Below are 13,043 nucleotides of genomic sequence, written 5' to 3' on the forward strand. Positions count from 1 at the left end.
ATTAATCCAGTAATTTTTGATAAAGCGAAATAAGCTGACTTGATAGTTTTTCAGGGGTTGCTTCTCTAACGCGTTCACGCGCCGCAAGCCCCATATTGTTATTTTTTTCCAGTGAAGGGATGGACATGACGGCCTCCTTCAATGTGTGGATATCAAGTGCATCACAGTAAAACCCGTTCTGGCCTTGCTCAATAAATTCTGAACCACCGCAACTCTCTGACGTAATGACGGGCAATCCACAGGCCATTGCTTCAAGTATGACGTTAGGGAAAGGATCATACAGCGTCGGCAGCAGTAAACCATCAGAAAGCTGATAAAATGGCAGCGTCTCTTTTTGCATCCCCAGGAAACGGATTTGCCCCTCACAGCCTAATGAACGGGCGAGGTCGCGATAGCGGCTTTCCGCTTTATCCTGACCGACCACAACCAGCCACGCCGATGTTCCTGCTATAGCCTGAATAGCGCTTGCCAGCCCCTTGCGTTCAAACCCTGAACCCACGAAGCAGAAAATGACGGCATCAGCGGGTAAGCCAAATTGCTTACGCAGTACAGCGCGCTGCCTCTCTTCTGCCGGAACGAAGCGGCGGGAATCTATTGAATTATAAATCACATGTATCTTTTTTGCGTCAATATCAAAGTCTTCGACGATTTCGCGCTTGATCATCTCCGCATTACAGATAACGGCTTTCAACTCGGGAGCCTGGTACATTTCACGTTCGGCGTTCATCACGTAGCGGTGATAGCGATCGTGCATGAGCAGCTTCGCGCGCCAGGCGGGAAGAATACGCGTACGCTGTAGCAGCCAGCGTCGATGTACACCATCTCCGGCGCGGTAAATATCGCAGCCCGGAATACGTTCGTGGCTCTGTACAATATCAAACTGCTGTTGCTGCCACAGCGCGCGCGCGGCGTGTGCAAAGCCGCGTTCACGGCTGATGCGGCCCCACTTTCGTGGATCGCAAATATGAATATGCCAGTCGTCCTGCTTTTCGCCCTGCCACTCGCGGGTGATGACGTTGAGCTCAAGATTTTGATTGCTCAGCGCGGTGAGTGCCCTGGAGACAAAACGTTCTGCTCCCCCATCCGGCCGATATTTTTGGCGCACAATGGCCAGACGATGAAGCTTCATTGCAGGTATCTCCTTGCGGCGGAGACGACAGCATCAACGGGGATGGCGTCGAGATAACGTTCCGTCGTTTTTGTATCAATGGCGTCAGGGTTGGGAAGCGGGCCGTAGTTACCAGCCCAGATGACCTCGCCGTTAACCTGCCATGGCGACCAGAACGTCAATTTTGATGGGCCAAACAGCGCCACGCAGGGCGTCTGAAGGGCGGCGGCCATGTGCATGGGGACGGAGTCAACGCCAATGAACAGGGCTGCGTGATCGATAAGCGAGGCCAGCTGGCGCAGGGTTAACTGCCCTGCCAGCGACACAACACCCGTCTGCGGGGAGGCGGCAAGAATGCGGTCAATCATCGCCAGTTCTTTCTTATCCGGTCCCGCCGTAAGGACGATAGTGTGGCCGTCCTGCTGCAATGCGGCGATAGCTTGCGCCATTTTGCCTTCGTCCCAGCACTTAAAGAACCAGCGTGAAGTGGGTTGAATAACGATATAGCGTTCCCCCACGCCCTTTTGTGTCAGCTTGTGATGAGCATGGTGCCAGTCATCCGCGCTGTAAGCCATGGTGACGGCGGGTCTGGCGGCAACGGGTAATGGTTTCAGTATGGACAGGTTTTGTTCAACGGTGTGCAGGTTCTGATGGCTGGCGACCGAGACCAGTTCACTGTGACAAAAACGCCAGAAGGCATTATTGCGCTTGTTAAAAGCGAACCCGAGCCGAACCGGTGCGCCGGTGAAGCGGGTAACCAGCGCGCTGCGCCACTGATCGGCAAGATTGATCACCAGATGATAATGCTGAGCGCGTAAAGCACGAAGCAACTGCCACTCTTTTTGCAGGTGTTTCAGCGTCCCCAGCTGCTTCCATTTACGATCGATACCATAGATCGTACCGATTGCCGGATGCGCGGCGAGCATGTCTCGCGTCTCTTCATAGAGAAGGACGTCGATTTGGGCTTCAGGCCATTTCTGGCGCAATGAATTGATGACGGGGGTGGTGAGTAACATGTCACCATGATGGCGAAGTTTAATCAGTAAAATGCGCAAATCAGGCGTGTCAGGTAAGTTATTCATCATCATCTTATCGGCGTTGTACTGTTGGCAATTCTAATAGACCTGGTAACGACTTGCACTCTTTCTCCATAATGTCAGGAATTTCCCTGGAAGGGTTTACTCCTGCTTTCGGGCGTGCGTAACATAGCGCTAACTATTTTGTCTTGCGGACTCATTATGAAAAAACCAGCGTTTATCATCACGATCGATACCGAAGGGGATAATCTCTGGCAGAACCACCGGGTCATCAAAACGGAAAACGCGCGCTACCTGGCGCGGTTTCAGACGCTTTGCGAGCGTTTCGGCTTTAAGCCTGTCTGGCTCACCAACTACGAGATGGCCGTCGAACCGGTGTTCATTGAGTTCGCGAAAGAGGTCATAGCCCGGGGGCAGGGCGAGGTAGGAATGCATCTCCATGCCTGGAACAGCCCTCCGGAGCACGATCTGACCGGTGATGACTGGCGCTGGCAGCCTTATCTGATTGAGTTTTCAGACGAGGTCATGCGTGAGAAAGTGCTGTTCATGACCCGCCTACTGGAAGAGACCTTCCAGACAAAAATGCTCAGCCATCGCGCCGGGCGCTGGGCATTCGACAGCCGTTACGCCCGGTTACTGATTGAGCTGGGGTATCAGGTAGATTGTTCCGTTACGCCGCGCGTGAACTGGCGCAACGCGAAAGGTGCCCCACAGGGTAATGGCGGAACGAATTACCAGCATTTTCCCGATCGCGCCTACTTTTTGGACGTAGACGACATTTCCCGGCCGGGAAACAGCCTTCTCCTCGAAGTGCCAATGAGCATCCAGTATAAACACCCGGCATGGCTGAATTCCCTGAAGCAGGGTTACGATCGTCTGCGCGGTAAATACCGTTCTCCGTCAGTTAACTGGTTACGCCCGTCCGGCGGTAACGCGCAGGAGATGATTAAGGTTGCGCAGCAGTGCCTGTCTCAGGGAAATGACTACGTAGAGTTCATGCTGCATTCGTCGGAATTTATGCCTGGCGGCAGCCCTACTTTTAAAGACGAGGCCGCGATTGAGGGGCTTTATCAGGATCTGGAGCAGCTCTTTACCTGGTTATCAGATAAGACCGTGGGGATGACGCTGGCGGAGTTTTACCAGTACAAAAAATAGTTATGCCCGCCAGGCGGGCATATTTGCTATTGCTGCTTTGTTTGGGTGAAAGGTGTACTTAATGCAAACAAAACCATAAAGAAGATTAAGGCTTCTGAACTGAGCAGTATGACATCCGTCAGACCATACAAAAGCAAAAGTAGCATCGAGGTTAGCAGCAGTGCGTTTCTGTTTCGTAGGGCATACACAATCATCGAAACGAAGAAAAAGAGCATAACCGCCACGCCGGGGATCCCCTGCAATGAATATTTCTCTATAAATTCATTATGCAGGTGGACTTTGATGTACACGAGCGCGGTAGCAAGATGTGGATGACCGTCTTTTATATACTGCCGTGTCCACGTTTCACGCTCTTCAAGTGATTGCCCCAACGGATGTGCAAGACCATTCTCGATCCCGACAGTCCACATCGAAAAACGTGCGCCCAGTGACGTGCGGTCATAGCCTTGCTGATATTTCTCAACTTCAATTTGGGTTTGCGTTATTTTCGGTGCAATCAACGGCTTGTAGCTTACGACGACAATGCCGGCCACAATGCATAAAAAGATGAGAGTGGATTTGAGATGAATTTTTCTGAAATGATATAGCGTGAGCACTATCGCCAGAAGCAGATATAAACCCATCGCAGCACGGGTACCCGTCAACAGTATGACGAAGTAAGAGATTAATATAGTGAAACCCGCGACAACATACAGCTTCACGTTCTGCTGAAGGTAAAGACTGTATACGAAAGCCAGTGACAGGACAGAATAAACATAGGCTGAAACGGTGGCACGGTTAATTGCCATCTCAACGCGAGTCATACCTTGCGAGGCCTGCCACAAGCCATATCCTGTGGCGAGCACAAACCCTAAGGCCGCTGCGTAGAAGAAAAATTTCCTGAAGTTGTCTTTATCAATGTAAAACTTAAAGCGGTCAATATAGAAAATCAGGATACTCGCTAAAATTAACTTTTTGCTGGCGCCTAGATAGTCGCTGTAAAGATTGAGTCCCTCGTTATGATACTCATAGATTAAGTACCAGCCGAGGTTAAGTAACCCAATCAGCAAAATGGGCAGCGCTATAGTAAAAGGTCGAAGAGTGATTTTTTTATATTCGAAAGCCAGGCCAATAATACTGACGTAAATAGCAATATAGAAAAACTCTCTTTGCTTCCCTGAACTGACTAATGCCAGCATCAAAGAGATGAGGCTCAAAGCAATCGTCAGTTGATATAGCCGTGGTTTTATTTTTTCCATAACGCCTCAATAACCCTTTTTTTGTAGCTAAAACGAACATCGGTGGACAGGAAAAAAGACAATGTGTACATGGCCTTTACGCGTTGTTTCACGAGTTGCAATTGTTGGTCTGTAAGACAGGACCGATGGTTGCTGTAAATATCAAACCAGTGGCAATTGACAAGATGCCTGTAGCTTGACGGAAATGTTCTTTCCATCTGTAACGTGCATTCGACAAGCGTTGAAATTTTGCTGGCGTCCAGACTGCTCGACAAACTGTCGCGACGCTTGACGTAATAATAATGCCCCTGGCGTTGATAGACTATTTTGCTCGACTGCATCAACATTCCGGGGAAGACAGCGAAATCCTCATAACATAACATTGGAGGAATAGGGTTGCTTTCGTACAGGCTACGATGAATAAACTGGCCAATGAGATGCGCCTGAAAGTCTTTATGGCGTAAGAAACGAGCGACTGCTTCATGTTGTGACAATGGCACAGGATTGAATCCCTGCCAGTCTGAAGTCATTTTCCGGGGATCGCGAATCTCAAGCAAACGTGTCAGTAACATATCCGGACGTTGCGCTTTCAGAAAGGTAATTGCGTCCCTGAGGCTGCCCGGCTTTAAGCAATCGTCACTGTCGAGCATCGTAATATATTCACCGGATGCCAGTGCGACAGCACTGTTTCGTACCCGGCCGACGTTACGAAAGTTCACGGTGCGCGTTATGATCTGAGGAAATTTAGGTGACCACTCTTCAATTATTGCCTGCGTGGTATCCTCAGAACTGTCATTAAAAATAATAATTTCAGTGTCTTGAACGGTGGCTGCCAGCAGGCTTGAAAGCGTGGCATGCAGCGTAGCTTCAGCGTTATGCGCAGCAATAATGACGCTTAAAAAAGCCATAAAAATTAGTTTCCTTGAGCGTCGGTAGCGCTAGCCAGTGAGCGGGCTTTGGGTAATGTACGGATAAACTGCTGAAGATCGTGTAACGCGGAGTCAGTGACAGAGAATAGTGCTTCCCGTTCTTGCGGGAAGTAATAGCGCGTTTCAAACACATAAGAACAAATGTTGTTGTCATTCCCGATCAGCAACACATTGCCAAGCGGACGTTGTTCATAGTGACAACACGGACCAAACAGCAGGACTACCGGAACGCCAACGGCGTCTGCGATATACACATTCCCCGAGTCAGACGCGATATAACAGTCCATCTTAGAAATGGCCCAGGGAAGCTCTTCCAGCGAAATTTTGCCAATAAGATTGATAAAATTAGGGATTTTACCGTAAAGGCGGGTGATATCGTCCATCCACGACTGTTCATTTGGCGCGCCGAAGACATAAAACTCGCAGGGTAAATCAGCGAGTTGATCAACAATCCGCTTCCAGATAACCGGAGGAACGGTTTTGGCTTTATTGCCCGCCGCAATACTGATGCCGATGCGGATAACGTCAGGTTTATCAAGAGTGGCCGGCCAGGTCGTCGGTTTAAAGAGCGGCTTTGTGGCGTGCTTGGGAGAGTCTTGCCATGTGAGTGCGCGGTCGGCCAGTTTCAGGTAGTTCGTCACCGAAAGCGTTTTTTTGCCATGCTCAACGGTACCGTCAGCCGCAAGATAGAAAATCCCGTGATACCACCTGCGCGTGTAAATGGTTAAAAATTGTTTGTTTTTAGCATTGCAGACGGCGGCAAAAAAGAGGTTCACGCTGTTGGGTTGTAGCAGGTAGACGTTGTCGTAGCGGTTCATGATCCTGCACGCGAAGCACAGTTTACGCCACAGGTTGCGCTTATGCTGCTCAATAAAATAGATCTGCTCGATAGTCTCATCATGCTTCGCCAGCGCACCAACGCTGCGACTGACCAACACATCGCTTTTTTGCAGATATGCCAGTAGAGGTGTCGCATTAATAAAGTCACCGATTTTGGCTGTCTGAATGACAAGGTTTTTGCCCGTGTCTTTTCGAAACAGCTTCCGGAGGAGTTTCACCGGAAAGAGTAAAATCAGCAGAAATACATAACTCATGGGTTAAATATCCCTGTTGGAAAGCCGATGGCTGCCCTGTAAAAATGAAAAAATAGCATCTGCGCTAATATCCTTCGTTTGTTGCGTAGGGCTGACCATCTGATGCTGGTTTTTACCGTAACCCCCGATCAACCCCGGATCGGTCGGGCCGAAAATCGTGATATTAGGACGATCCAGTGCGGCGGTTAAATGGCTTAACCCTGTATCCACAGAAACGACGGCGTTAGCGCCCGCCAGCTGTGCGGCAACCTGCGCCAGCGTGAGTTTGGGTAACACCTCAACGTGGGAAAAGCCTGCTGCCAGACGTTCCGCACGCTGCCGCTCATGTTCTGCACCCCACGGGAGTTTAATATGGATACCGCAAGGTTGCATTAGTTCAATCAGCCTTCTCCAGTGCGTTTCCGGCCAGTGCTTATCGTCGCGCGTTGTGGCATGCAGGAACACCAGATACGGTTCAGCATGCTCCTCCGTCTCGCGCAAAAAATGCTGTGCAATAGCGTAGTCACCCTGGGCTTCAGGTTTTGCATAGCCCAGGCTTTTCGCGAACAGCTCGCGGGTACGTTCCACGGCGTGCTGCTGCTTCGCAATATGGTGGCGACGATTATAGAACAGGCTCGCCAGCGGTTCGCGGGCGGTTTGCCAGTCCATGCCGTGCTTTACGCCGTGCGCCAGACGCGTGACCAGCGCGGCGCTTTTCACCAGGCCCTGAGCGTCAACGATCGCGTCGTAACGCCGGGCCTGCACCGCTTCGCGGAAGGCTTTACGTTCGGCTTTAATCGGTGCGGAGAACCATGCTTTGCGCCAGCGGCGAATGGCCACCGGGATCACGCGGTCAACCGCTTCGTGCCAGGTGGGGATCTGCGCGAAGCCTTCTTCCACCACCCAGTCAAAACGAATGCCGGGAATGGCCCGCATCGCGTCCGTCAGTGACGGCAGCGTATGCAGCACATCGCCCATCGAAGAGGTTTTAACGATCAATACCCGCATTCGTTATCCTTCTTCGCTCAACAGAAGTTCGTTGAGCTCTTCGAGAACGCGCTGCGGCGTAATGTCGATCAGGCTCTGATGGTAGCCTTCTGCGGCATCACCTTTACGTACCTTGTGGTAGCCGGTGATCAGGCGAATTACGCGCGCTTTGTGCGACAGCGGCGGCGTGAAGTCCGGGCTGCTCGGGCCATACAGCGCCACCAGCGGACGATCCAGCGCGGCGGCGACGTGCATCAGGCCAGAGTCGTTGCTGACAACGGCTTTACAGGCGGCAATCAAAATAACCGCCTGCTCGAGCTGCGTTTCCCCGGCCAGGTTTCGGCACCAGGCCTGTTGCTCGGTGCTGAGCGTGGCGAGAATTTCATTGCCCGCCTCGTGATCTTTCGCCGAGCCAAACAGCACAATTTGATAGCCTTCGTCGATCAGCTGTTTCGCCAGCTCTGCGTAGTGATAGTGCGGCCAGCGTTTTGCCGGACCAAACTCCGCGCCGGGGCAGAAGCCAATCATCGGGCGTTCGGACGAAATGCCAAACGCGTTGCAGGTGTGGGATTTCTCCCCGTCGCTTACCTGGAGCTGCGGCCACAGTAGCGGCTGCGGCAGATCTTTCGCGCTGCGCATCACGCCTTTGTCGTAGGCCAGCGCCACGTAGCGTTCTACCATCAGCGGCCAGGCCTCTTTATCCAGCACACGGGCATCGTTCAGCAGGCCGTAGCGCATTTCACCGCGCCACCCGGTACGGTGCGGGATGCCCGCAAAGAAGGGCACAAGAGCGGATTTGAAGGAGTTTGGCAGGACATATGCGCGATCATAGCGTTTCTCGCGCAGGCTATGGCCGAGTTTGCGGCGTTCACCGATTTCCAGCGCCCCGTGGCCGAGCGGCATCGGGATCGCCTCGTTCACTTCCGGCATACGCGATAACAGCGGACGGCACCATGCGGGTGCCATCACGTCGATTATCGCCTGGGGATAACGCGCCTTGAGCGTGCGATAGAGACTTTGCGACATCATCATGTCGCCCACCCAGGACGGGCCGATCACCAGTATTTTCATTCACTTCATCCTTCAAGCTGTCTCTGCGTTGGCTGCCTGCGTTCACTCCAGTCACTTACTTTTGTAAGCTCCCGGAGATTCACTTAGTTGCCGCCTTGATACCGCTCGAATGATTTTGTGAATTTATATCGCGGTCACGGTTCAGCCAGGCCATATATTCCGTTACGCCTTCGGCAACGGTCTTGAACGGCTTGTCGTAGCCTGCGGCGCGCAGGTTAGTCAGGTCCGCCTGGGTGAATGCCTGGTAGCGGCCTTTCAGCTTATCCGGGAACGGAATGTACTCGATGCTGCCTTTCTTATGGTAAGCCAGCGTCGCGTCTGCCACCGCCTGGAAGGATTCCGCGCGGCCTGTGCCCAGGTTGAAAATGCCGGACACGCCGTTTTCCAGGAACCACAGGTTCACTGCCGCCACGTCGCCTACGTAGACGAAGTCACGCTTAAAGCCGTCGCTGCCTTCGAACAGTTTCGGACTTTCGCCGTTATTTAACTGGGTGTTCAGGTGGAACGCCACGCTCGCCATGCTGCCTTTGTGGCCTTCGCGCGGTCCGTAGACGTTGAAGTAGCGGAAGCCGACAATCTGAGAGTTGGCTTCTGGGAGGATCTGACGCACGTACTCATCAAACAGGAATTTGGAGTAACCGTAAACGTTCAGCGGCTGCTCATACTCGCGGGATTCGATGAAATCTGAAGTGCGTCCACCGTAGGTTGCCGCGGAAGAGGCGTACAGGAACGGAATTTCACGCTCCAGGCAGTAGTGCAGGATCTCTTTGGAGTACTGATAGTTGTTGTCCATCATGTACTTGCCGTCCCACTCGGTGGTGGAGGAACAGGCCCCTTCGTGGAAGATGGCTTCGATCTCGCCGAACTCTTCACCCGCCATAATCTGGATAAGAAAGTCTTCTTTATCCATGTAGTCAGCGATGTTCAGATCCACCAGGTTTACGAACTTGGTGCCGTCTTTCAGGTTGTCCACCACCAGGATGTCGGTGATGCCTTTGTCATTGAGGGCCTTAACAATATTGCTGCCGATAAAGCCCGCGCCGCCGGTAACGATGATCATAACTGTAACCTTTGAAGTGTGGAGTCCGGGGAACATCCCGAACGCTAATCTCTTTATCATATCATCACAATGCCCGGTCTTCAGCCATTCACCGATATGCAGCAGGGGTACACGTGATTTATGCTGCAAAAACGAGAAGAGATACGGCGTCATCTCGTCATGAACTATTGGTTTGGGTAATATGTGCCAAAATTTGCCGAGTCTGGAGAATTGCAATGCGTGGTGATTTTTACAAACAGTTAAACAGCGACCTCGACACCGCACGTGCGGAAGGGTTGTTCAAAGAAGAGCGTATTATCACGTCTGCCCAGCAGGCGGACATCACCGTTGCCGACAGCAGCCATGTGATCAACTTTTGCGCGAACAACTATTTAGGTCTTGCGAATCACCCTGAGCTGATTGCCGCGGCGAAAAACGGCATGGATACCCACGGCTTCGGCATGGCCTCCGTTCGCTTTATCTGCGGTACCCAGGACAGCCACAAGCAGCTTGAGCAAAAGCTGGCGAACTTCCTCGGAATGGAAGACGCGATTCTGTACTCCTCCTGCTTCGACGCCAACGGCGGTCTGTTTGAGACCCTGCTCGGTGCAGAAGACGCGATTATCTCCGACGCCCTGAACCACGCCTCCATCATCGACGGTGTACGCCTGTGCAAAGCGAAGCGTTTCCGCTACGCCAACAACGACATGGTTGAGCTGGAAGCCCGCCTGAAAGAGGCCCGTGAAGCCGGTGCCCGCCACGTGCTGATCGCCACCGACGGCGTGTTCTCCATGGACGGCGTGATCGCCAACCTGAAAGGCGTGTGCGATCTGGCGGATAAATACGACGCGCTGGTGATGGTGGATGACTCTCACGCGGTTGGCTTTGTCGGCGAAAATGGCCGCGGCTCCCACGAATACTGCGACGTAATGGGCCGCGTAGATATCATCACCGGTACGCTGGGCAAAGCGCTTGGTGGCGCGTCTGGCGGCTACACTGCTGCGCGCAAAGAGGTGGTTGAGTGGCTGCGTCAGCGCTCCCGCCCGTACCTGTTCTCCAACTCCCTGGCGCCGGCGATTGTGGCCGCCTCTATTAAAGTGCTGGAGATGGTGGAATCCGGGGCTGAGCTGCGCGACCGCCTGTGGGCTAACGCCCGCCTGTTCCGTGAAAAAATGAGCGCCGCAGGATTCACCCTGGCCGGCGCTGACCATGCGATCATTCCGGTGATGCTGGGTGACGCGGTTGTCGCGCAGAAATTTGCTCGTGAGCTTCAGAAAGAAGGGATTTACGTGACCGGGTTCTTCTTCCCGGTGGTACCAAAAGGTCAGGCGCGTATCCGCACCCAGATGTCTGCGGCGCACTCGCCTGAACAAATTGAACGTGCGGTGGAAGCCTTTACCCGCATCGGCAAACAGCTGGGCGTAATTGCCTGAGGACGTGTGATGAAAGCGTTATCCAAACTGAAAGCGGAAAAAGGGATTTGGATGACCGACGTGCCGGAGCCGGAAGTCGGTCATAACGATCTGCTGATCAAAATTCGTAAAACCGCCATCTGCGGTACTGACGTTCACATCTACAACTGGGACCAGTGGTCGCAAAAAACCATTCCCGTGCCAATGGTTGTCGGCCACGAATATGTCGGCGAAGTGGTCGGCATTGGCCAGGAAGTGAAAGGCTTCAACATTGGCGACCGCGTCTCCGGTGAAGGCCACATTACCTGCGGTCACTGCCGCAACTGTCGCGGTGGGCGTACGCACCTGTGCCGCAACACCGTCGGCGTGGGCGTGAACCGTCCGGGCTGCTTCGCGGAATACCTGGTGATCCCGGCGTTTAACGCGTTCAAAATCCCGGACAATATCTCTGACGACCTGGCCTCCATCTTCGACCCGTTCGGCAACGCGGTACACACGGCGCTCTCCTTTGACCTGGTGGGTGAAGACGTGCTGGTCTCCGGCGCGGGCCCAATCGGCATTATGGCGGCAGCCGTGGCGAAGCATGTGGGTGCGCGCAACGTGGTGATCACCGACGTGAACGAATACCGCCTGTCGCTGGCGCGCAAAATGGGCGTCACCCGCGCGGTGGATGTCTCGAAAGAGAGCCTGACAGACGTGATGGAAGAGCTGGGCATGACCGAAGGCTTTGACGTGGGTCTGGAGATGTCCGGCGCGCCACCGGCGTTCCGCACCATGCTCGACACCATGAACCACGGTGGCCGAATCGCGATGCTGGGTATTCCGCCGTCAGATATGTCCATCGACTGGAACAAAGTCATCTTCAAAGGGCTGTTCATTAAGGGCATTTATGGCCGCGAGATGTTCGAAACCTGGTACAAGATGGCTGCGCTGATCCAGTCCGGTCTGGATCTGTCCCCGATTATCACTCACCGTTTCTCCATCGATGAGTTCCAGCAGGGCTTCGACGCAATGCGTTCCGGCCAGTCAGGGAAAGTGATCCTGAGCTGGGATAAGTAATCAAAAAGGGGCCTGAGGCCCCTTTTTTACTGATTCTTTTTCTCTTCGTCCGTCAGGTAACGCACCTTGCGGGTGTAATCCTGACCTTTGAACAGCAGCTTATTATCCGGTGATTCCAGATACTTCTGCCATTCGGAAAGCGGGAAACCGCCGTGCGCGCCAATCACCTCTTTCGGCACAACGGCTTCCTGTCCGCCGATCTTCTTGGAGACCGGCCAGTTCATCCAGTCGCCCAGGTTAACCGTTTTGACATCCAGCATGTCCAGCAGCGCAGCGAGCGGCAGCTGATCGGTCGGCGGCTGCGTATCGTCCATCAGCTCCCAGGTATCCTGGAACAGCGTCAGCCACAGCGGGCAGATACGGCGCCAGGTCTTTTTGGTGGCGGCAAGAAACGCGCCGTTAACATGATCGACCAGATACGGGCGCACCGTTTCTTTGTAATACGCCGGCACTTTCTCCGCTGGCGCGCCGTCCAGCTTGGCAATCATTTTGCCCTGACGGAAGCTGGAGTAGATGTGCATATCCGCCATGTTGATCTCTGGCATTTTAAGCAGGTTGAGATCGGAGTCGATCATCAGCACACCTTCACCGCGCGCCTGCAACGGAGCGTTAAGCTTCACCAGACGACTGAGGTAGATCTGCTTATAGCGGTAACCTTCTTCACGTTTTGGAAGCGTGAGGGTAACAACGCGAGTTTTTGGCGGCAGTTCGCCGAAAGCGGATTCAGGCTGATCGCTGACGATAACAATCTCGCTGACGTCAGAGGCATAACGCTCTGCAAAGGTCGCTGACAATAACGCCTCTTCGACGAAATCTGCGCCCGTACACGGGATCACAATGGAATCAACCGCAACGAGATCGCGCGTGACCGGAAGGGAAGCGTAAGGAATGTTATGACGCCCGGTAATGTGGCGGTAGCGAGCATTCAGGAATTTAAACATGTTCTTCTCGTTTGG

12 protein-coding genes are annotated in these 13,043 nt (G+C 53.3%); 3 read left to right on the forward strand and 9 right to left on the reverse strand.

Going from position 1 to position 13,043, the window contains the following annotated elements:
* Position 1: 1 nt before the first annotated feature.
* Positions 2-1,129 (reverse strand): glycosyltransferase family 4 protein, encoded by a 1,128-nt coding sequence (locus HWQ15_RS09010; RefSeq protein ID WP_023299023.1) that lies wholly within the window; start codon positions 1,127-1,129, stop codon positions 2-4.
* The gene (rfaQ, locus tag HWQ15_RS09015; protein ID WP_074143571.1) at positions 1,126-2,196 is read right to left on the reverse strand and encodes a putative lipopolysaccharide heptosyltransferase III; all 1,071 of its coding nucleotides are present in this window, start codon (positions 2,194-2,196) and stop codon (positions 1,126-1,128) included. The genes HWQ15_RS09010 and rfaQ overlap by 4 nt, the downstream gene beginning before the upstream one ends.
* A 150-nt stretch (positions 2,197-2,346) precedes the next feature.
* Between rfaQ and HWQ15_RS09020 the strand changes: the two genes are divergently transcribed.
* Positions 2,347-3,300: a polysaccharide deacetylase family protein gene (locus HWQ15_RS09020; RefSeq protein ID WP_022646628.1), complete on the forward strand. Its 954-nt coding sequence runs from the start codon at positions 2,347-2,349 to the stop codon at positions 3,298-3,300.
* A 26-nt stretch (positions 3,301-3,326) separates the two neighbouring features.
* On the opposite strand, the gene HWQ15_RS09025 is transcribed toward HWQ15_RS09020, so the two are convergent.
* The 6 genes from HWQ15_RS09025 to rfaD all read right to left on the reverse strand — a co-directional run bounded on the left by HWQ15_RS09025 (position 3,327) and on the right by rfaD (position 9,637).
* Positions 3,327-4,538, reverse strand: a complete 1,212-nt coding sequence (locus tag HWQ15_RS09025; protein ID WP_022646629.1) for an O-antigen ligase — start codon at positions 4,536-4,538, stop codon at positions 3,327-3,329.
* Positions 4,526-5,425, reverse strand: a complete 900-nt coding sequence (locus tag HWQ15_RS09030; RefSeq protein ID WP_023305212.1) for a glycosyltransferase family 2 protein — start codon at positions 5,423-5,425, stop codon at positions 4,526-4,528. Before HWQ15_RS09030 ends, HWQ15_RS09025 begins: the two co-directional genes overlap by 13 nt.
* A 5-nt stretch (positions 5,426-5,430) precedes the next feature.
* On the reverse strand, positions 5,431-6,540 hold the full coding sequence (locus HWQ15_RS09035) for a glycosyltransferase family 9 protein (protein WP_063148967.1): 1,110 nt from the start codon (positions 6,538-6,540) through the stop codon (positions 5,431-5,433).
* A gap of 3 nt (positions 6,541-6,543) precedes the next feature.
* Complete coding sequence (gene rfaC, locus HWQ15_RS09040) at positions 6,544-7,527, reverse strand: lipopolysaccharide heptosyltransferase RfaC (protein ID WP_022646632.1); 984 nt, start codon at positions 7,525-7,527, stop codon at positions 6,544-6,546.
* Between the two features lie 3 nt (positions 7,528-7,530).
* Positions 7,531-8,577, reverse strand: a complete 1,047-nt coding sequence (rfaF, locus tag HWQ15_RS09045) for an ADP-heptose--LPS heptosyltransferase RfaF (RefSeq protein ID WP_023305214.1) — start codon at positions 8,575-8,577, stop codon at positions 7,531-7,533.
* Between the two features lie 79 nt (positions 8,578-8,656).
* Positions 8,657-9,637 carry an ADP-glyceromanno-heptose 6-epimerase gene (rfaD, locus tag HWQ15_RS09050; protein ID WP_022646634.1) on the reverse strand — a complete coding sequence of 327 codons (981 nt, stop codon included), beginning with the start codon at positions 9,635-9,637 and terminating at the stop codon, positions 8,657-8,659.
* Positions 9,638-9,852: 215 nt separating this feature from the next.
* On the opposite strand from rfaD, the gene kbl reads away from it, so the two are divergent.
* On the forward strand, positions 9,853-11,049 hold the full coding sequence (gene kbl, locus HWQ15_RS09055) for a glycine C-acetyltransferase (RefSeq protein ID WP_063148966.1): 1,197 nt from the start codon (positions 9,853-9,855) through the stop codon (positions 11,047-11,049).
* 9 nt (positions 11,050-11,058) lie between these two features.
* Positions 11,059-12,087, forward strand: coding sequence for an L-threonine 3-dehydrogenase (tdh, locus tag HWQ15_RS09060; RefSeq protein WP_063148965.1), 1,029 nt, complete (start codon positions 11,059-11,061; stop codon positions 12,085-12,087).
* A gap of 26 nt (positions 12,088-12,113) precedes the next feature.
* On the opposite strand, the gene HWQ15_RS09065 is transcribed toward tdh, so the two are convergent.
* Positions 12,114-13,028, reverse strand: coding sequence for a hypothetical protein (locus HWQ15_RS09065; protein ID WP_023305215.1), 915 nt, complete (start codon positions 13,026-13,028; stop codon positions 12,114-12,116).
* Positions 13,029-13,043: the final 15 nt, after the last annotated feature.

The sequence above is a fragment of the Enterobacter sp. DSM 30060 genome (genome assembly GCF_013375955.1).
In the GTDB taxonomy this organism is placed as follows: domain Bacteria; phylum Pseudomonadota; class Gammaproteobacteria; order Enterobacterales; family Enterobacteriaceae; genus Enterobacter; species Enterobacter intestinihominis.